Below are 18,905 nucleotides of genomic sequence, written 5' to 3' on the forward strand. Positions count from 1 at the left end.
CTTACAATAAAATTAATTAAAACTAGTAATTATTGTAAGTTCAACCCTATATTTGACGACCATTAATAAAACTTTTATTTAATATAGTAAACTATTAGTTATGAAAAAAAAATACTCAAGCATTTTTCTAATATTGATGTTGCTCCTTGCGACTCAATTTGGATTTACGCAAAACAACTTAACAGATAATGAGCATGGCGCGCTTGTTACGAATTGGTTAAATGCTAAGAAGTCTAATTTTAATCTTACAACAAATGATATTAAAGATTTACAAGTAAGTGATGCGTATTATTCAAAAAAAACAAAGATTAGTCATATCTACGTTAATCAAGCATATCAAGGTGTAAAAATCCATAATGCTATTTCAAGTATTACCATAAAAGATAAATCATTATTACATTATGCGAATGGGTTTATTTCAAATATAGAGACTAAAATAAATACAACTGCACCAGCTTTAAATGCTTTGGAAGCCATTAATAATGCAGTTTCGTTATTAGATTTAGGGACTGTTAGTAATTTACAAATGATTCGTTCTAAAGGGAATAATAGTTATGTGTATACTAATGGCGGGGTTTCTAAAAAGAGTATTCCTGTGCAAATGGTATATCAGCAAACAGAAGATGGTAATTTAAAACTGGCATGGGATTTAAGTATAGAGGCATTAAGCGGGAAAAACTGGTATAGTTTGAGGTTAGATGCTGTTTCAGGTGAATTATTAGAAACTAACGACTGGATTGTTTCTTGTAATTTTGATGATGGACATACAACACATTCTAATCATAATCATTCTAATAATACAGAAGTGTCTGCTTTTAGTTTATTTAAACCGAAACAGCCATTAGTAATGGCAGATGGTTCTCAGTATAAGGTTTTCCCTATTCCAACAGAAGGCCCAAGTTTTGGGGCGATTGAATTAGTTTCAGAACCAGCAGATTTAGCCGCATCACCTTATGGCTGGCATGATATTAATAGTGTTGCAGGAGCAGAGTATACGATTACTAGAGGAAATAATGTTTGGGTTCAAGACGATATAAATGGGAATGATGGTGTTGGCGCATCTCCAGACGGTGGGGCTGCTTTAGATTTTGACTTTTCTTTTAATCCAAGTCAAGAACCAGCAGGGTATTTAAATACCTCTTTAACGAATTTGTTTTATATGAATAATATAATGCATGATGTTTGGTACCATTATGGTTTTGACGAGGCTAGTGGGAATTTTCAGCAAAATAATTATGGGAACGGAGGTGCTGCTAGTGATTTTGTTTTCGCTGATGGCCAGGATGGTGCAGCCTTAAATAATGCGACTTTTGGGACGCCTCCAGATGGTATAAACCCTGTAATGACTATGTTTTTATGGTCAGCTTCAGGAGTAGGGCAACCCTTAGTAATCAATTCTGGCGGTTCGTTGTTAGGACCTGTAAATGCAGTTATACCTTCTACAGCAGATGGGAATAATGGAGTAGGGAATATTACAGGGCCTTCAGATGTGCCAGTGACAGCAAATTTAGTGTTGGTAGATGACGGTACTGCTACTTCTACAGAAGGTTGTAATGTATTGGTAAATGGTGCAGAACTTAATGGGAAAATAGCAGTTATAAAAAGAGGGAATTGTTCATTTACAGTTAAAATACAAAATGCTCAAAATGCTGGTGCAGTAGGGGTTATTATGGTTAATCATAACAATCCTGATAACGACCCGAGTTACCAAGAATATGTACCAATGTATGGTGTTACAAATCCTGCTTTTACTATACCGTCTATTTTTGTAAATAATGCAGATGGAGAGCAGTTAATTAGTGCTTTAGAGAATGGGACAATAATCAATGGAACTATTGTTGAAGGTGGACCGTATCAGAAAGATGGTAGTTTGGATAATGGAATTATAGCACATGAGTATGGTCATGGGATTTCTTCACGTTTAACAGGTGGTCCAGCAAATTCTGGCTGCTTGAATAATGCAGAACAAATGGGAGAAGGTTGGTCAGATTGGTTTTCCCTAATGTTAACAATGAAGGCAACCGATTTGCCAGAAACAGGAAGAGGTATAGGAACTTATGTTTTAGGGCAACCTAATTCTGGTAACGGGATTAGACCTGCAAGATATAGTACAGATTTCGGAATCAATAACTTTACTTATGAAGCAACTAATGATAATACTGTTATAGGAAATGATAGTAACGGTAATCCTGTGCGTTGGAATGAATCTGTACATCGTATAGGGTTTTTATGGGCTACAATGCTTTGGGATTTAACTTGGAAATACATTGATAAGTATGGGTTTGATCCAGATATTTATAACGGAACAGGAGGAAATAATAAGGTGATGCAACTGGTTATAGATGGTTTAAAACTACAACCATGCGGTACTGGATTTGTGCAAGGTAGAGACGCTATTTTAGCAGCAGATAATAATTTAACAGGAGGAGAGGACCAATGTATAATATGGGAAGTGTTTGCAGCTAGAGGTTTAGGCTTAAATGCGATGCAAGGGAGTTCAAACTCTATTAATGATCAAGTTTCAGATTTTACTATGCCTCCAGATACAGATCCTTCTTTGGCGAATTGTACATCATTGAGTGTAGATGAGTTTGCTTTAGAAAGGTTATATTCTATATTTCCTAATCCAGCACATAATGTTGTTTCTATTAAGGTAAAGAAAAACTTTGGAGAAGTGATTTTAACTTTAACAGATATTAATGGTAGACAAGTAATGTCGACTAAAGCTAATCTGTTAGATCAGGTAGATTTAAATATTGGAACATTACAATCAGGAATGTATATTCTTAATGTAAAAGGAGCAGAGATTAATGTCAACGAAAAAATTATAAAGCACTAAAATAGCTTTAAATAAATTATATAAAAAAGAAGCTACTTATTAAGTAGCTTCTTTTTTATATTGTAACCTTTTATTTAAGTGTATTCATTAAAGCGTTTTATCTAATTTAAAAAATGTAATAAGAATCGTATTTAATGAAAAGAGATTTTATTATATAACTAAAGTTATAGTGTTGTTTGTATTAGTTGTTAAAAACTCTAATAGTATTCCCATTCACTTCAACAGCATATTGTAATAAGGAATATTGACCTGTGGTCCCGTTTTCGGGAAAACCGCTAGAAATACTATAGGAATTACCGTCATTGCAAGAACAGGTAGCTATTGTCCCTTCTACCGTTAATTTGGAACAAGCATTCAATTGGTGATTAGGGTCACTTAATTCATAAGCAAGGTAATTATCTCCTCCTAAATAGTAGATAACGATTCCATTTACACCATAATTACTATTTAATACTATAGAATTACCTGGGAAAAGTAAATTATTGAATTGTGGTAAGTTCGTGTTAATAAGCATGCCTGTATCGAAAGTTGCATTTGGTATATTTTGATTTCTACTGGCATCATCATCATTTTTCTGACATGCGGTCATAAAGATTGATAATAAGAGTAATAATAGGGCTACCTTTTTCATTTGTTTGAGTTTGTTTATGGCTTATTAAAGCGAAATATAAAATTTAATTATAAGACACTTATGTACGCTTTAAAAAGAGTTGCAATTTACAACAAAATGCATACTGAAATAAATATTTTGTATATTTGTAATGCAATCTCGTGAGAACGGGATTTTTTGTGTTTATATACTTTTTAGTAACGCACAAGTTTAAGTAAAAACGAAAAAATTATGAGTAAAGTATCATACTATACAGCTGAAGGGTTAAAAAAACTTAGAGATGAATTAAGGCAACTTAAGGATATAGAGCGCGTTAAGGCATCTAAGGCAATCGCAGAAGCTAGAGATAAAGGGGATTTAAGCGAGAATGCAGAATACGATGCTGCTAAAGAAGCGCAAGGGATGTTAGAAATGCGTATTTCTAAATTAGAAGATCAATTAGCAGGAGCTCGTGTTATAGATGAGTCTCAAATGGATACTTCAAAGGTGCTAGTGCTGTCTATTGTTAAAATAAAAAACCAAACCAATGGAATGGAAATGACCTATACTCTAGTTGCAGATGGAGAAGCAGACCTTGCTGCAGGTAAGATTTCTGTAAATTCACCTATTGGACAAGGGTTATTAGGTAAATCTGTTGGAGATGTAGCAGAAATACAAGTGCCAAGCGGTATTATGAAATTTGATGTGGTAGAAATTTCACGTTAACATTCTGTTATTGGAAACTAGGAATAAAAGATTATGATTTTAATGATGAATACAGGAATCTTTTTTATCTTTAAAATCTAATTATAAAAAAAATGGCATCAATTTTTACTAGAATAGTTAATGGCGAAATACCTTGTTATAAGGTTGCGGAAACTGAAGATTTCTTAGCTTTTTTAGATGTCAATCCAAACACGAAGGGACATACATTATGTATTCCTAAAAAAGAGGTTGATAAAATATTTGATTTGGATGCGACTGTTTACAATGGGCTAATGCAGTTTTCACGAAAAGTAGCTATAGCTATAGAACGAACCATGCCATGTAAACGTGTAGGGCTTTCGGTAATAGGTTTAGAAGTGCCGCATGTACATGTGCATTTAATTCCTTTGAATACAATGGAAGATGCACGTTTTATAAATAAGGCTTCATTAACTAATGACGAATTTGTTAGCATAGCAGAAAGTATAAAAAAGAATTTTAATAATTAATATACAATTGTTAAAATCCCCGTAATTAATAATAACAGCATAATAATTACGACTATCATCCAAAATTTTTTCTTAAATTTTTTACTAGTTTTTCTTGGCTTAAAAGCCTTTAGTTGGTAATTATAAATGCGTTCTATGTCTTCAGTCCATTGTTCTGGATAAATGGCTGTGTCGCAAACGTTGCAATGCATTTTTGTAATGATGTCTTGTGTAATAGATTTGTATAATGAAGTCTCTATAAATTTTTGTTTAAATGTTAATTGCAAACCTTTCTTGTTAAAACATTTGGGGCAGTTGTTGTTTAATGCTACCTCTTTTATGGTAATGAGATTTTTAGACATAATTAGCAATGCTTATAGTTTTTTCAATAGAATTTGTAATGTTGTTCCTTTTCCTAATTCAGATTGTAGTACTTTTATTTTTCCATTATGAAACTCTTCTACAATACGTTTGGCAAGTGAGAGTCCTAATCCCCAACCTCTTTTTTTACTAGTATAACCAGGCTCAAAAATGCTGTTAAATTGACTTTTAGGGATGCCTTTTCCTGAATCACTAACTTTTATGCTAATGCTTTTTTCAGAAGCAGTTATTTCTATAGTTAAATGCCCTTTCCCTTTCATTGCGTCAATAGCATTTTTTACAAGGTTTTCTATAGTCCAACTGTATAACTGGGTATTAAGATTAACATAAATGGCTTCTTGAGGGAGTTTTATGTTAAAAATTACCAATTTTGAAGAACGTGTCTTTAAATATTCATATGCGATTTTAGTTTCTGCTACAATATCTGTTTTTTTAAGTACTGGAAGAGAACCAATTTTGCTAAACCGTTCAGTAATAGTCTGCAATCGATCTATATCCTTTTCAATTTCTATAATATATTCTGGATCTAGATTTTCAGTTTTTAAGATTTCTGTCCAGCCTATTAGGGACGATAAGGGCGTACCTATTTGATGAGCTGTTTCCTTAGCCATACCTGTCCATAATTTATTTTGAACAGCGTTTTTGTTGCTTCTGTAGAAAAAATAGACTACAGCTCCAAACAGGACTATAATAAGGAGTAATGCTAGTGGATAATATTTTAGTTTATTTAATACAACAGAATCCCCGTAATATAATTTTCCAAGATAATTCTTGGTATTTGTTTGCGGGTCAATGTATGAGAGTTCTATTGGTTTGTTCTGACTTTCAAATTGCTTAATAAGTTTTCTTAAGTAAATAGTGTCTTTTACTTTTTCTTTATCAATATTAATTGTGCCTATTTGCTTATCTACGTTGACTAATATTTTAGGTGTTAAGCTATCTGAAGAAATAATTTTATCTACGAGTAAATTAACATTATCTGTTAAAGATACTTTCTGAAATTCAGACATTGCTTCTGCCCAGATATCCATTTTAATGCTTTGCTGCTCTTTGAATTTCTGGAAGAAAATATAAGTATTCCATAAAATCAGTGAGATAATAGCAAATGAAGCTATAATAATAATCCAGCGAATGGCTTGCCTATGCTTAGTAAAAAACATCTAGTTTTAATTTTAAGATGTTAATATAATGTAAATCTGTTAATAATATTGTGTGAGCATATAGTCAAATCATTTTTAGTTCACTTCTAAAAAGGGTACATTTGCCAATAATTAGATTTAATTAATGACGACATTCGAACCTAAAGATCTCACAACGGCAAAGTTACATGCTTATTTGCTTAGTGCAATTGCACCTAGGCCAATCGCTTTTGCAAGCACAATTGATTCAAAAGGAAACGCTAATTTATCACCATTTAGTTTCTTTAATGTTTTTAGTGCTAACCCTCCCATATTGATTTTTTCTCCAGCAAGGAGAGTAAGGGATAATACCACAAAACATACTTTAGAAAACGCAAAAGAAATAAAAGAGGTGGTTATAAATGTTGTTAATTATAACATCGTGCAACAAATGTCTTTAAGTAGTACGGAATATGCTAAAGGAGTCAATGAATTTGAAAAATCAGGATTGACTATGCTAAAAAGTGATATGGTAGCGCCGTTTAGAGTTGCAGAATCACCTGTGCAATTTGAATGTAAGGTTAATGAAATTATTGCATTAGGAGCTGAAGGAGGTGCGGGGAATTTAATTATATGTGAAGTGCTTAAATTACATATAGATAATGCTGTTTTAGATGAAAAAGGAAGTATAGATCAACAGCGGTTAGATTTGGTGTCTCGTGCAGGAGGAAGTTATTATAGTAGAGCGAAGGAAGGTTTTTTTGAAATACCTAAACCATTATCCACATTAGGAATTGGAGTAGATGCTTTACCAGATCATATAAAAAAGAGTACTGTTTTAACGGGTAATGATTTAGGAATGTTAGGAAATGTTGAAACGATACCATTAAAAAAAGAGGCAGCTGTTTCTCAAGATGAATTACAAGTGTTATCAGCTGAAGAAAAACATAAAAAAGCAAAGCATCTTCTTGATATAGGAGATGTAGAAACAGCATGGCACGTGTTGCTGTCCTAAAGTTGCAATTAAAATAAAGAAGAATATTTAAATAATTATATAGAGTAATGGAAGTACAAGGAAAAGTAAAGTTAGTAGGGCAAGAACAAACTTTCGGAAGTAATGGGTTTAGAAAAAGAGAATTGGTAGTAACAACAGATGAGCAATATCCACAGCATATTTTAGTAGAATTTGTTCAAGATAAATGTGATTTGTTAAATAACTTTCAAGTAGGTCAAGACGTAAAAGTAAGTATTAACTTAAGAGGTAGAGAGTGGGTTAATCCACAAGGAGAAACAAAATATTTTAACTCTATTCAAGGATGGAGAATTGAAGGTGCTCAGTCATCTGCTCCAGCAGGAATGCCAGAAATGCCACCAGCTCAATCTTTTGAACCAGCAACAAACTTGAAAGAAGAAGATCATGACGATTTGCCTTTTTAATTCTTATAAAAAGAACGATTGCGTTTATAGTTTATAGGTTTGTTAATCAATCTATTTGTATAGCCAAAAAGCGGTAATGATTTCTATCATTATCGCTTTTTGATTTTAATAATTATAGGTTTGTTAAGGACTATTTTTACAAGTCGATATTGTGATATAAGCATTAGGACTCTTATTTTTGTAGTATGTATTTTTTAGAAAAAAATAGTGCGTTCCCAGAGGTGTCTTTGGCTCGAGAAGATGGGTTGCTAGCCTATGGAGGTGATTTGTCTGCCGAGCGCTTGTTAACAGCTTATAAAAAAGGTGTCTTTCCATGGTTTGAAGCTGAAGAAGCTATTTTGTGGTGGTCACCAGACCCTCGTTTTGTATTGTATCCTTCAGAGCTGAAAGTGTCTAAAAGTATGCGGCAATTTATGCGAAATTGTAACTATGAAGTAACGATAAACAGAGATTTTAAATCTGTAATAACTACATGTGCATCAATAAAACGTGATGGGCAAACTGGAACTTGGATTACGAAAGAAATGATTCAGGCTTACATGAAGCTGCATAAACAAGGCTTTGCTAAGTCAATTGAGGTCTGGAATGATGGGCTGCTTGTTGGGGGCTTTTATGGCGTAGATTTAGGAAATAAGGTGTTTTGTGGAGAAAGTATGTTTTCTAAAGAAAGTAATGCTAGTAAAACAGGGTTTATTACTTTTATTCAAAATAGTGATTACAAACTAATAGATTGTCAAGTATATACTAATCACCTTAATAGTTTAGGCGCAAAAGATATTTCAAGAAAAGCATTTTTGGAATTTCTAAATTAGCAGTTTACTGTGTTCCTTTTTAGAGGCTAAACTTCATTATATCTAAAACAATCTATTTCATGATCATTTACCATTCCTGTGGCTTGCATATGTGCGTAAACAACGGTACTACCAACAAATTTGAATCCACGTTTTTTTAAATCTTTACTTAAACGATCACTTAAAGGTGTATTGGCTGGAGCGTCTTTATAGTTTTTTACCTTGTTTTTTATAGGTTTACCATCAACAAACCCCCAAATATATTTGCTGAAAGAACCAAACTCTTCTTGTATTTTAATGAATGCCTGTGCGTTAGTTATAGTTGCTTTTATTTTTAGTTTATTTCGAATAATTCCCGCATTCTGTAATAGGGCGTCTATTTTGTCTTGATTATAAAGCGCTATTTTAGTATAATCAAAGTTGTCTAAGGCGGCTTTAAAGTTTTCGCGTTTTCGTAGAATAGTAATCCAGCTCAATCCCGCTTGAAAGGTTTCTAAAATTAAAAATTCGAAAAGCGTAGCGTCGTCATAAACAGGGGTTCCCCATTCTTGATCGTGATACGCTTCGTATAAATCATCTCCAATACACCATCCGCACTTATGTTTAGTTGTCGTTCTATTTTTTGTACTCATATCGAATTGTAAGGATTATTAAAATTTACTACTAATGTAAGGACTGTGTCTTGAAATAAGAAAAGATGGAGTAAATTTATATTATGGAAATATTACAACAAACAGACTTAGGTAAGATAATAAAAGAGAGCTTGGAAAAAAGTACAAGTTATCAAGAGTATAGAGATTTAGTAACGCAATTAGTTGCAAAAGAAGGAACAACTGGGGAGCTTAAAACGGAGGCGTTAGTCAATTATACAATGCTTAATGATCGCCGAATGAAACGTTGGGATAAAACAGTGAAAGTTTCTGAAGCCGCTCAAGAAAAAATATCTCATTTAAAAAAAGATATTACATGGGTGGTTCTTACAGAAAGTTGGTGCGGCGATGCAGCGCATTTAATGCCTGTTATGAATAAGATTGCAGAATTAAATAATAAGATAGATTTTAAGGTTGTTCTTCGCGATGAGAATACAGCTTTAATGAATGAATTTTTAACCAATGGCGGAATGGCTATTCCTAAATTAATTATGTTGGATAATGCAACGGGTGAAGTCGTGAATACCTTTGGCCCAAGACCAAGTGCAGCAACAAAGCTTGTGAACGATTATAAAGCAGAACACGGGAAGTTAACGCCAGAATTTAAAGAAGATCTTCAACATTGGTATAATAAAGATAAGGGACAAAATGCCATTGAAGATTTAATTTCTCTTTTAGAATAATAGATTTATTTTAAGGATTCAATACTACTAGAACGCAATTGAAAAATATTCTTTTTTGATTGCGTTTATTAGGTTAAGCGCTAAGATGATTCGAGTAGCGAAATTAGATTTTCTTTCCTTTAAAATTAAAAGTGATAGAGCCTTTTTGAGAATCTTTGTCTGATTTATCAAAGCGTGCTCTTTTAGCATACTCTTCCGCATGATCACGTAAGCAGGCATTTTTAGTTGTTGATTTTGTCTTGTTTATATTAGTGTGGATAACGTTTCCGCTTCCGTTTACAGTAATGTTTATTACTATTCTGCCGTAGGCTTCACAAAGATATATTGGAATTGGTAAATACTCGTCTGTTCTACCTTCTAGAGAATACGTGATGGTGCTATTTAAATTAGCAGAAGCGCCATTACTTTTCGGAGCTTGAGTATTTGTGCTTTTTTTTAAGACGTTATTAATGCTCTCAAAAGAAGATAATTCATCGTTTTTCAGATTAGAATCAGTTGAACTTTCTTGTTTTTTTTCAGCTTTTGAAGTGTTGTCGTTTCTAGAGTTGAATTTAGAATAATCGTAATCTTCTGGAGGAGCAATAGGTTTGTATGCTTCTGCAAAATGTTTATATTTTTTCGTTTCGTTAAAACCTTTATTAGTTTGTTTGCCGCCATCTATTGTTTCAGATTCAACAATTTCTTCTTCGATTTGCTCTAGTTCTTTAATGATTTCAATATTAATCATCATTTCTTCATTTTTAGGTCTTAACTTGTAAAGACTTAAATTAATGATCGTTAGAATTAGCGTTCCTGTAAGTAGGAGCGTAATAGCAAGTGCCTTATGTGAGTTTTTAAATTCCAATTGGAGCTGTAGGTGATAAAGGGCTATAAGGTTAATCTCTATATATACGCCGAAAATAGGAAAAAAAGATTAGATAAACTGCAATTAAAAGAAAAATAGCAATACTAAGCAGTTTCTTTTTACGTTAATGGAAAATATGTTTTTAAGAAAACAGCAAACTGTAATAAAAACATTTTAATATTACTATTTAATATTGTATTTTGTTGGTGTTCAGCGCTTTGTGTGTTTAAAAAGAGTGTTGATTTTTAGCTATTTTTGTGTAAATAATACTGTTTGGTTGAGGCTTTACTCTTAAAAATTTATAAAATTAGTATGTTAGGTTATGGCCCAAATAAGTAGTGTTAAGAAAGAGATTAAATGGATGCACTTCCTTTTAAGAGTTTAGTTTTTTTATAAAATCATCAATAGAAATTGACTCGGAAACATCGAATGATCCAATTTTAGTGCGACGTAAAGCAGATAGGTGTCCACCAGATTGCAAGGCTTTTCCAAAATCATTTGCTAGTGAGCGAATATACGTGCCTTTGCTGCAAACAACTCTAAAATTAACAGTATTGTTCTCTATTTTTGTAATCTCAAAAACCTCTATGTTAATTTTTCGAGATTTTATTTCTACATTTTCCCCTGCTCTTGCATACTCATAAAGACGCTTGCCGTCTTTTTTTAATGCCGAAAATACAGGAGGGAATTGATCAATTTCACCAATAAATTGTTGTGTGGTAGTGTGTATTAATTCTTCAGTAATATGATTGGTCGGGAAGGTTTCATTTATTGCCGACTCCAAGTCGTAAGAAGGCGTTGTACTTCCTAGTACAATGGTTCCTGTATATTCTTTTATTTGTCCCTGAAAAGTGTCAATTTGCTTGGTCATTTTACCCGTGCAAAGCACTAATAGTCCCGTTGCTAAAGGATCTAAAGTGCCAGCATGACCAACTTTAATTTTTTTGATGTTGAAAGCTTGACGAATTTCCCAACGTAATTTGTTAACGACCTGAAAAGAAGTCCAGTTAAGTGGTTTGTCTATTAATAGAACTTGTCCCGATTGATAATCTTCAGCGCTGCTCATTAGATGGTTGTTAAACTATAAATAAAATAATGAATAATTAATAATGCTATACCTAGAATAATACGATAATAACCAAATAATTTAAATCCTTTTTTACTTAAATAATCTATAAACGAGCGAATGGCAATTAAAGCCACTATAAAAGCAATAATATTACCTAATATTAAATAGTTTATTTGAGCGCTATTTAATGAAAAGCCATCTTGATAATAGTCGTATAGTTTTTTTGAAGTCGCACCAAACATGGTTGGAACAGCTAAGAAAAAAGAAAACTCAGCAGCCGTTTTGCGGTTTAATTTTTGAGTCATCCCTCCAACAATAGTCGCGCCACTTCTAGAAGTTCCCGGGATCATGGCTAAAGTTTGAAAAAAACCGATTTTTAGTGCTGTAGCATAACTTATGTTTGTATGTGCTGTGGGAGCAGATTCATCTATGCTTTCATTTGATTTAAACCAGTCGTCTACTTTGAGTAAAATAATACCACCAATAATTAAAGAAATAGCTACAGTTACAGGGCTTTCTAATAAATCATCAATAACATCATTTAAAAGGAGTCCTAGCACAACAGCAGGTATAAAAGCAACAAGGAGCTTGAAATAAAAATCCATACTTTGGAAAAAACGTTTCCAATACAAAATCACAACAGCTAAAATGGCTCCAAGCTGAATTACTATAGTAAATAACTTGGTAAAGTCATCACTAGCAATTTTCATAAATGATGATGCAATGATCATGTGCCCAGTAGAAGATACTGGTAGATATTCTGTAATACCCTCAATGATAGCTAAAATTATAGCGTCTATTAAATCCATCCGACAAAAATATCAAATTAGGAGTGTCAAAAAAGAATTTAAAGTTTATTTTTTGGAAACTGGATCTTCTTTACGTGTTAAAATTGCATAAATCTGAACCCCAAAACCAATTAATACTAAGGTTGGTGCTAGTCGAATACGCCTAAAACTAAAAATATCTTCATTGAAAACATTAGGGTCGTCACTGCCGCCTCCAGACATTAAAATAAAGCCTATTGCTATACAGGCGAGTCCTATAAACATAAATTTATAATTCCTTCTTCCAAAAATAAATTCATTGTTCTTATCTTCTTTAATCTTTTTTTGTCCCATTGTGTGTTTCTCTAATCAAAATATGTAAAATAATCCACCGTTTGCTAATAAATAACGCTAGCATATTTAGGTGCTTAAATTAAAATCAAGGTAAGTGCAAAGTAACATTTTTATTTAAAAATGTTACGTTAAGAGTTTCTAAATTTAAAATTAGCTTTAATTTTTAGGAGAAAAATAATTTTTTAGAGTTTTGTAAAAGAGCACTATTAAGTAAATGGTTTAGTCTAATTACTTATAAGACGTAAATCTAAAATAGTTTAGTGTGGTTTTTAGTTGTTGCTTTTTTTGAGTAATATTTAGTGGTCTTCATTTTAGCATATTTTTTAGGATTTTTTTTCGTGTATTTTTGAGACGTTAATGCTAAAAGTGTAATCACTACAATACCTGTTAATACAAAAGTTATTCGTTTCATATGGTCTGTTCATTTGGTGTTTTTAATGTTGCACTTTTTTGAATGTGAATTTCATTAAAAAACACTTTTATTAATAGAGGATTAGTTGTTTTGAGCTCTAAAAATAGCAAATAATTTAAGATATTTGGTATAATTAAATTAAAATGATACTATAAAGTAGCTGTGATTCAGTTTGCTATTGTTAAGTGAAAAGTTAAAGTGTTAATAATGAAGCTTGTCCGTGTTTAGATTTAAGAATCTTTGCGTTGCGAAAAAAGTGGAAATCCAAGTAATAAAAATTCCTAATAAGAATATAAATATGAAGAGCCCAATAGTGAGTGAAGGAGTTTCAAATATTTCTAATTCAGGAAATGTCTTGTTTATAAAATGTAAAATTACAGCCATCCCTATAAGTGCTAAAAGAGCTCCAATAATACCCAAACGAACACTTTTCCAAACAAAAGGACGACGAATAAAGCGTTTTGTAGCGCCTACCATTTGCATTGTTTTGATAATAAATCGCTTAGAGTAAACCGCTAAGCGTATAGAACTGTTAATCAGTAATACAGCAATAATTGTAAATAATGCGCTAATAAATAAGCCCCAAAAACTTATTTTTTTGACATTGTCATTCATTAAAGTTACTAAATCATTATCGTAGTTGACTTCATCTACAAAATTCTTGGCTAAAGCTTCTTTCGAGATGTCTTCTAGTTTATCTGAAGTTACAAAATCAGCTTTTAGATGCACGTCAATTGAGTTTTTTAATGGATTGAAACCAAGGAAATCCATAAAGTCCTCTCCGCTTTCGGTCTTCATAACTTCTGCGGCTTGTTCTTTAGAGACAAAATGTGTGGATTTCACATAATCAGACATTACCAAGCTTTTTTCAAGCTGTTTTATTTCAATATCTTTAGCGGTATCTTTTAAGTAAATAGTTACGGTAACTTGCTCTTTAAAATGATCGGCAACTTTTTTTGCATTTAAGACTAAAATGCCTAAAAAACCTAATAAAAAAAGTACTAAGGCAATACTTAAAACCACAGAAAAGTATGAAGAAATTAATCGACGTTTTTGGTATTTATCAAAAGATGTACTCATAAAAAAGGTAATTTACGCTGTAAAAATACTAAAGAAATTAGTTTCCTGTGTTTTACAAGCCCTATAAATACATTTTAATTAAAAAATGAGGGGTAAAAAAATGATTTAAGATCAAAGCAGATGTGAATAGTATAATTTTATGCTTTTTAACATGGCTGATTCTTAAATTAGTGTTATCTAATAGTTTTAAGCCTTTTTATCCTTGTTTTTTTAGAACCAATTAAGCTTTTTATTGTCATTCAATACTCTTAAATTTGCCGCTTTAAACTAGTTAGCAAGCAATTTTGATGAAATACGATTTTAACGAGATAGAAAATAAGTGGCAACAGTATTGGGCGAAAAACCAAACATTCAAAGCCTCTAATACAAGTGAGAAACCAAAATATTATGTGCTAGATATGTTTCCTTATCCTAGTGGTGCGGGTTTGCATGTAGGACATCCATTAGGTTATATTGCAAGTGATATCTATGCGCGTTATAAACGACATAAGGGGTTTAATGTATTACACCCTCAAGGGTATGATAGTTTCGGATTGCCAGCAGAGCAATATGCTATCCAAACAGGGCAACATCCTGTAATTACGACAGAAAGTAATATAGCAACGTATCGAAAACAATTAGATAAAATAGGCTTTTCTTTTGATTGGAGCCGCGAAGTACGGACTTCTAATCCAGAATATTATAAATGGACACAATGGATTTTTATTCAGTTGTTTGAGTCTTGGTATTGTAAGAATACTCAAAAAGCATTCGATATTAAAGAGTTAACACACTATTTTGAGCAATCAGGAAATGTTAATATTAATGCGGTATGTGATGATGATGTTGTTGTTTTTTCTGCTGATGAATGGAAGGCTTATGACGCTGTTAAAAAAGAAGAAGTTTTATTAAAATATAGACTGACCTACTTAGCGGAAACCGAAGTGAATTGGTGCCCTGAGTTAGGTACGGTTTTGGCTAATGATGAGATTGTTAATGGGGTTTCCGAACGTGGAGGTCATCCTGTTGTTCGTAAAAAAATGACGCAATGGAGCATGCGTATATCTGCTTATGCAGAGCGTTTGTTGCAAGGCTTAGAGACTGTTGATTGGACGGATGCTTTAAAAGAAAGTCAACGCAATTGGATTGGAAAATCTGTTGGTGCCAGCGTGGTCTTTAATGTTGAAAACTACGATGAGAAAATAGAAGTTTTTACAACTAGACCTGATACTATTTTTGGTGTTAGTTTTATGACTTTGGCTCCAGAACATGCATTAGTCTCTAAAATAACAACTCCAGAGCAAGCAGAAGCTGTAAATGATTATATTGAAAAAACAGCTAAACGTAGTGAGCGTGAACGTATGGCAGATGTGAAAACCATTTCTGGGGTCTTTACAGGAGCCTATGCAGAGCATCCTTTTACAAAAGCGCTTATCCCTATATGGATAGGGGATTATGTTTTGGCTAGTTATGGAACGGGTGCCGTTATGGCTGTACCTTGTGGTGATCAACGTGATTATGACTTTGCAAAGCATTTTAATATAGCGATTCCTAATGTTTTTGAAGGAATAGATATCAATGAAGAAGCTTTTGCAGACAAAGGAAGTGCTATTATAACTAATAGTGATTTTCTAAATGGAATGAGCTATAAAAAGGCTACCAAACGCGCTATTTATGAGTTAGAACAAATAGAACAAGGAAAAGGTAAAACGAATTATAGATTGCGCGATGCTGTTTTTTCTAGACAACGCTATTGGGGAGAGCCTTTTCCTGTATATTATGTAAACGGCATGCCGCAAATGATTGCTGCAAAACATTTACCGATCCAGTTACCAGAAGTCGAAAAGTATTTGCCAACCGAAACAGGAGAGCCGCCATTAGGTAGAGCAGGTGTTTGGGCTTGGGATACAGAAACTAACACAGTAGTTAGTAATGATCGTATTAATAATACAACCATTCACCCATTAGAACTGAATACTATGCCTGGTTGGGCTGGAAGTTCATGGTATTTCTTCCGTTATATGGAGGATGCTATGCGAGACGAAGCTTTTGCAAGTAAAGACGCACTTAATTATTGGGAGAATGTCGATTTGTATATTGGAGGAAGTGAACATGCTACAGGGCATTTGTTGTATTCTCGTTTTTGGGTTAAATTTCTTAAAGACCGTGGATTTGTTAATGTTGAAGAGCCATTTAAGAAGTTGATAAATCAAGGCATGATTTTAGGGACAAGCGCTATTATTTATAGAGTATCTGGAACTAATACATATGTCTCTAAAGGCTTGCTGCAAGGTTATAATGTCGAAGAAATTAGAGTCGATGTAAATATGGTTAATGCTTCAGATGAAATTGATATTGCGAAATTAAAGGCTTGGCAGCCACAATATAAAGATGCTGAATTTGTTTTAGAAGAGGGAAAATATATCGTAGGACGTGAAGTAGAAAAAATGTCTAAACGATGGTTTAATGTTGTCAATCCAGATAGTATTTGTGAACAATATGGCGCCGATAGTTTACGCCTTTATGAGATGTTTTTAGGGCCTTTAGAGCAAGCTAAACCATGGAATACTGCTGGAATTACTGGAGTTCATAATTTCCTTAAAAAATTGTGGAAGTTGTATGTTGGTGATGATGGTGTAAAAATTAATAATGTAGTGCCAACAAAAGCCAATTTAAAAACGCTACATAAGACCATAAAGAAAGTTGCAGAAGATATAGAAAACTTCTCGTTTAATACATCTGTCTCTACTTTTATGATTGCAGTAAATGAATTAACAACACAAAAATGCACAAGTCAATCAGTATTAGAACCTTTGTTAGTTTTAATATCGCCTTATGCGCCGCATATCGCTGAAGAATTATATGGAAGACTTGGTAATAATGAGTCTATTTCTACAGTTGCGTTTCCTGTTTTTGATGCAAGTCATTTAGTAGAAAGTAGCAAAAATTACCCCATTTCATTTAATGGTAAAATGCGTTTTACATTAGAATTGCCTTTAGATATGGGGAAAGAAGAAATAGAAACGGCAGTTATGGCACACGAGAAAACCAAAGCACAATTGCAAGGGCGAACTCCTAAAAAGATTATAGTCGTGCCAGGTAAAATAGTAAATATTGTAGGTTAATCATTTAATCGAAATTAAAATAGTACAGCATATATTTGTGTTGTAAATCACTTAAGTAAGCATTCTGGCATTAGTGTGTTTATTTAAGTGATTTTTTATATAAAGTATTTAACCTGTTATAAACAATCCTTTTAAAAGACTGTGTTAATCCTATTGGAATCTATTAATATCAATAAGGTATTAAAGGTTTTGTTGAAGAGGGGCTAGGAAGCTCTCTTTTTAATTTAAGTCGTAATAAGAATCTTTTTGAGTAATATAAACTGACAAAATTTCTTAACAATACATTGGCGTATTTTTTGCTGTAATAATATTAAATTTATAAAATATAAAACATAGTATTATGGGAGGAATGATGGGATATTACATACTTATTGGAGTAATTGCTTTAGTAAGTGGTTTGGTAAGTAATCAATTAAAAAGAAAATTTGAAAAATACTCTAAAGTACAATTACGAAATGGACTTAGCGGTGCAGAAATAGCAAGAAAAATGTTAGCTGACCATGGAATTAGAGATGTTGAGGTGATTTCTACACCTGGGAGATTAACCGATCACTACAATCCTGTAAATAAAACGGTGAATTTAAGTGAGGCGGTATATAATCAACGTAATGCCGCAGCAGCAGCAGTGGCGGCTCATGAATGCGGGCATGCAGTACAACATGCGCAGGCATACCAGTGGTTAACAATGCGTTCTAAGTTGGTGCCAATAGTAAGTGTTACATCAAATATCTCCCAATGGGTTGTTATTGGAGGTATTGTTTTAATGGCTTCCAATATGATTGGCGGTATGGGGTATTGGGTGGCATTAGCAGGTTTAATAATGATGGGGTTCGCAACAGTATTTAGCTTTGTAACATTGCCAGTGGAATACGATGCGAGTCATAGAGCTTTAGCATGGTTAAAGAATAAGAACATGGTAACACCAGAAGAGTATAGCGGATCTAAAGAGGCTCTTAAATGGGCTGCAAGAACATATTTAGTAGCTGCAATTGGCGCTCTAGCATCACTATTGTATTGGGCATTACAAGTTTTTGGGAGAGAAGATTAAAGGTTTAATAATATTAAATACTTAATAATTAAATATTTATTAGTAGTTAGGAAGCTTTTTTCTTAAATTGTCCGCTAATTTAAGAAAATAATTATGGAACATCAGCCTGCTCAGGAACCATTACAAACAAAATTACTTATTTCTGCTTTATCGCAAGAAGATAGAGTTGCTTTTTACAAGAAAACCTATGCTCATGTTGCTATAGGGGTTTTAGTGTTTATCGTTTTTGAATATTTATTATTGCAAAGTGACGCTATTGTAGAGTTTGCATTGTCAATGACACAAGGATTTAAGTGGTTGATTATGTTAGGTGGTTTTATGTTTATAACAAACTACGCAGAAAAGATGACTCTTAAAACACCAGATAAAAATAAGCAATATTTAGCATTTGGCCTGTATGTGTTTGCTCAAGCATTTATATTTATTCCTATGATATATATTGGCAGTATCTCATAAACTGTGTAAGTTTAAAAATCTCGGGGTTTAATTCACCCTCGAGATTTTTTTATTTATTAACTTTAACACATTTATGAAACCAGAAGATTT

General features: G+C 32.8%; 20 protein-coding genes. 10 read left to right on the top strand and 10 right to left on the bottom strand.

The window, feature by feature from the left end:
- Positions 1–100: 100 nt before the first annotated feature.
- Entirely contained in the window at positions 101–2,839 is a 2,739-nt protein-coding gene (locus tag AC2D8I_RS11745) for a T9SS-dependent M36 family metallopeptidase (protein WP_484706209.1), read from the top strand.
- 181 nt (positions 2,840–3,020) lie between these two features.
- Here the strand turns inward: AC2D8I_RS11745 and AC2D8I_RS11750 are convergent, their stop codons facing one another.
- On the bottom strand, positions 3,021–3,470 hold the full coding sequence (locus tag AC2D8I_RS11750) for a hypothetical protein (protein ID WP_484706210.1): 450 nt from the start codon (positions 3,468–3,470) through the stop codon (positions 3,021–3,023).
- A gap of 210 nt (positions 3,471–3,680) precedes the next feature.
- Between AC2D8I_RS11750 and greA the strand changes: the two genes are divergently transcribed.
- Both greA and AC2D8I_RS11760 read left to right on the top strand, forming a co-directional pair.
- Positions 3,681–4,154 (top strand): transcription elongation factor GreA, encoded by a 474-nt coding sequence (greA, locus tag AC2D8I_RS11755; RefSeq protein ID WP_484706211.1) that lies wholly within the window; start codon positions 3,681–3,683, stop codon positions 4,152–4,154.
- 92 nt (positions 4,155–4,246) lie between these two features.
- Positions 4,247–4,642 (top strand): HIT family protein, encoded by a 396-nt coding sequence (locus tag AC2D8I_RS11760; RefSeq protein WP_484706212.1) that lies wholly within the window; start codon positions 4,247–4,249, stop codon positions 4,640–4,642.
- Here the strand turns inward: AC2D8I_RS11760 and AC2D8I_RS11765 are convergent.
- Both AC2D8I_RS11765 and AC2D8I_RS11770 read right to left on the bottom strand, forming a co-directional pair.
- On the bottom strand, positions 4,639–4,983 hold the full coding sequence (locus tag AC2D8I_RS11765) for a hypothetical protein (protein WP_484706213.1): 345 nt from the start codon (positions 4,981–4,983) through the stop codon (positions 4,639–4,641). The two genes, AC2D8I_RS11760 and AC2D8I_RS11765, sit on opposite strands and share 4 nt — an antisense overlap.
- Positions 4,984–4,995: 12 nt before the next feature.
- On the bottom strand, positions 4,996–6,162 hold the full coding sequence (locus tag AC2D8I_RS11770; RefSeq protein WP_484706214.1) for a sensor histidine kinase: 1,167 nt from the start codon (positions 6,160–6,162) through the stop codon (positions 4,996–4,998).
- Between the two features lie 124 nt (positions 6,163–6,286).
- Between AC2D8I_RS11770 and AC2D8I_RS11775 the strand changes: the two genes are divergently transcribed.
- The 3 genes from AC2D8I_RS11775 (at position 6,287) to aat (ending at position 8,369) form a co-directional block, all read left to right on the top strand.
- Positions 6,287–7,135 carry a flavin reductase family protein gene (locus tag AC2D8I_RS11775; protein WP_484706215.1) on the top strand — a complete coding sequence of 283 codons (849 nt, stop codon included), beginning with the start codon at positions 6,287–6,289 and terminating at the stop codon, positions 7,133–7,135.
- 47 nt (positions 7,136–7,182) lie between these two features.
- Positions 7,183–7,557: a DUF3127 domain-containing protein gene (locus AC2D8I_RS11780; protein WP_484706216.1), complete on the top strand. Its 375-nt coding sequence runs from the start codon at positions 7,183–7,185 to the stop codon at positions 7,555–7,557.
- A gap of 185 nt (positions 7,558–7,742) precedes the next feature.
- A complete protein-coding gene (aat, locus tag AC2D8I_RS11785; protein ID WP_484706217.1) occupies positions 7,743–8,369 on the top strand; it encodes a leucyl/phenylalanyl-tRNA--protein transferase in 627 nt (208 codons plus the stop codon).
- Positions 8,370–8,395: 26 nt separating this feature from the next.
- On the opposite strand, the gene AC2D8I_RS11790 is transcribed toward aat, so the two are convergent.
- A complete protein-coding gene (locus AC2D8I_RS11790; protein ID WP_484706218.1) occupies positions 8,396–8,980 on the bottom strand; it encodes a DNA-3-methyladenine glycosylase I in 585 nt (194 codons plus the stop codon).
- A gap of 83 nt (positions 8,981–9,063) precedes the next feature.
- Here AC2D8I_RS11790 and AC2D8I_RS11795 point away from each other — a divergent pair, with 83 nt between their 5' ends.
- On the top strand, positions 9,064–9,681 hold the full coding sequence (locus tag AC2D8I_RS11795) for a thioredoxin family protein (RefSeq protein WP_484706219.1): 618 nt from the start codon (positions 9,064–9,066) through the stop codon (positions 9,679–9,681).
- A gap of 103 nt (positions 9,682–9,784) precedes the next feature.
- On the opposite strand, the gene AC2D8I_RS11800 is transcribed toward AC2D8I_RS11795, so the two are convergent.
- From AC2D8I_RS11800 to AC2D8I_RS11825, 6 genes are all read right to left on the bottom strand, one after another.
- Positions 9,785–10,411, bottom strand: coding sequence for an energy transducer TonB (locus AC2D8I_RS11800; RefSeq protein ID WP_484706220.1), 627 nt, complete (start codon positions 10,409–10,411; stop codon positions 9,785–9,787).
- 487 nt (positions 10,412–10,898) lie between these two features.
- Positions 10,899–11,591 carry a tRNA pseudouridine(55) synthase TruB gene (gene truB / locus AC2D8I_RS11805; RefSeq protein ID WP_484706221.1) on the bottom strand — a complete coding sequence of 231 codons (693 nt, stop codon included), beginning with the start codon at positions 11,589–11,591 and terminating at the stop codon, positions 10,899–10,901.
- Positions 11,591–12,403 (bottom strand): undecaprenyl-diphosphate phosphatase, encoded by an 813-nt coding sequence (locus AC2D8I_RS11810; RefSeq protein WP_484706222.1) that lies wholly within the window; start codon positions 12,401–12,403, stop codon positions 11,591–11,593. Before AC2D8I_RS11810 ends, truB begins: the two co-directional genes overlap by 1 nt.
- 45 nt (positions 12,404–12,448) lie before the next feature.
- Entirely contained in the window at positions 12,449–12,715 is a 267-nt protein-coding gene (locus AC2D8I_RS11815; RefSeq protein ID WP_484706223.1) for a DUF3098 domain-containing protein, read from the bottom strand.
- Between the two features lie 247 nt (positions 12,716–12,962).
- A complete protein-coding gene (locus tag AC2D8I_RS11820; protein ID WP_484706224.1) occupies positions 12,963–13,127 on the bottom strand; it encodes a hypothetical protein in 165 nt (54 codons plus the stop codon).
- A gap of 201 nt (positions 13,128–13,328) precedes the next feature.
- Entirely contained in the window at positions 13,329–14,207 is an 879-nt protein-coding gene (locus AC2D8I_RS11825) for a cell division protein FtsX (protein WP_484706225.1), read from the bottom strand.
- Positions 14,208–14,494: 287 nt separating this feature from the next.
- On the opposite strand from AC2D8I_RS11825, the gene leuS reads away from it, so the two are divergent.
- The 3 genes from leuS to AC2D8I_RS11840 all read left to right on the top strand — a co-directional run bounded on the left by leuS (position 14,495) and on the right by AC2D8I_RS11840 (position 18,815).
- On the top strand, positions 14,495–17,311 hold the full coding sequence (leuS, locus tag AC2D8I_RS11830; protein ID WP_484706226.1) for a leucine--tRNA ligase: 2,817 nt from the start codon (positions 14,495–14,497) through the stop codon (positions 17,309–17,311).
- 349 nt (positions 17,312–17,660) lie between these two features.
- Positions 17,661–18,359: a zinc metallopeptidase gene (locus AC2D8I_RS11835; protein ID WP_484706228.1), complete on the top strand. Its 699-nt coding sequence runs from the start codon at positions 17,661–17,663 to the stop codon at positions 18,357–18,359.
- 93 nt (positions 18,360–18,452) lie between these two features.
- Entirely contained in the window at positions 18,453–18,815 is a 363-nt protein-coding gene (locus AC2D8I_RS11840) for a hypothetical protein (protein ID WP_484706227.1), read from the top strand.
- The last annotated feature ends 90 nt before the right edge of the window (positions 18,816–18,905 follow it).

Source organism: Lacinutrix sp. YIN62 (assembly GCF_057219185.1).

Bases quoted from the DNA above. Each gene is read 5' to 3' on its own strand.
- AC2D8I_RS11780 (WP_484706216.1), top strand. From the start codon at position 7,183: ATGGAAGTACAAGGAAAAGTAAAGTTAGTAGGGCAAGAACAAACTTTC.
- AC2D8I_RS11795 (WP_484706219.1), top strand. From the start codon at position 9,064: ATGGAAATATTACAACAAACAGACTTAGGTAAGATAATAAAAGAGAGC.
- AC2D8I_RS11825 (WP_484706225.1), bottom strand. From the start codon at position 14,207: ATGAGTACATCTTTTGATAAATACCAAAAACGTCGATTAATTTCTTCA.
- leuS (WP_484706226.1), top strand. From the start codon at position 14,495: ATGAAATACGATTTTAACGAGATAGAAAATAAGTGGCAACAGTATTGG.
- AC2D8I_RS11815 (WP_484706223.1), bottom strand. From the start codon at position 12,715: ATGGGACAAAAAAAGATTAAAGAAGATAAGAACAATGAATTTATTTTT.
- AC2D8I_RS11745 (WP_484706209.1), top strand. From the start codon at position 101: ATGAAAAAAAAATACTCAAGCATTTTTCTAATATTGATGTTGCTCCTT.
- AC2D8I_RS11775 (WP_484706215.1), top strand. From the start codon at position 6,287: ATGACGACATTCGAACCTAAAGATCTCACAACGGCAAAGTTACATGCT.
- AC2D8I_RS11750 (WP_484706210.1), bottom strand. From the start codon at position 3,470: ATGAAAAAGGTAGCCCTATTATTACTCTTATTATCAATCTTTATGACC.
- AC2D8I_RS11820 (WP_484706224.1), bottom strand. From the start codon at position 13,127: ATGAAACGAATAACTTTTGTATTAACAGGTATTGTAGTGATTACACTT.
- aat (WP_484706217.1), top strand. From the start codon at position 7,743: ATGTATTTTTTAGAAAAAAATAGTGCGTTCCCAGAGGTGTCTTTGGCT.
- AC2D8I_RS11765 (WP_484706213.1), bottom strand. From the start codon at position 4,983: ATGTCTAAAAATCTCATTACCATAAAAGAGGTAGCATTAAACAACAAC.
- AC2D8I_RS11800 (WP_484706220.1), bottom strand. From the start codon at position 10,411: ATGATGATTAATATTGAAATCATTAAAGAACTAGAGCAAATCGAAGAA.
- greA (WP_484706211.1), top strand. From the start codon at position 3,681: ATGAGTAAAGTATCATACTATACAGCTGAAGGGTTAAAAAAACTTAGA.
- AC2D8I_RS11810 (WP_484706222.1), bottom strand. From the start codon at position 12,403: ATGGATTTAATAGACGCTATAATTTTAGCTATCATTGAGGGTATTACA.
- truB (WP_484706221.1), bottom strand. From the start codon at position 11,591: ATGAGCAGCGCTGAAGATTATCAATCGGGACAAGTTCTATTAATAGAC.
- AC2D8I_RS11760 (WP_484706212.1), top strand. From the start codon at position 4,247: ATGGCATCAATTTTTACTAGAATAGTTAATGGCGAAATACCTTGTTAT.
- AC2D8I_RS11770 (WP_484706214.1), bottom strand. From the start codon at position 6,162: ATGTTTTTTACTAAGCATAGGCAAGCCATTCGCTGGATTATTATTATA.
- AC2D8I_RS11840 (WP_484706227.1), top strand. From the start codon at position 18,453: ATGGAACATCAGCCTGCTCAGGAACCATTACAAACAAAATTACTTATT.
- AC2D8I_RS11790 (WP_484706218.1), bottom strand. From the start codon at position 8,980: ATGAGTACAAAAAATAGAACGACAACTAAACATAAGTGCGGATGGTGT.
- AC2D8I_RS11835 (WP_484706228.1), top strand. From the start codon at position 17,661: ATGATGGGATATTACATACTTATTGGAGTAATTGCTTTAGTAAGTGGT.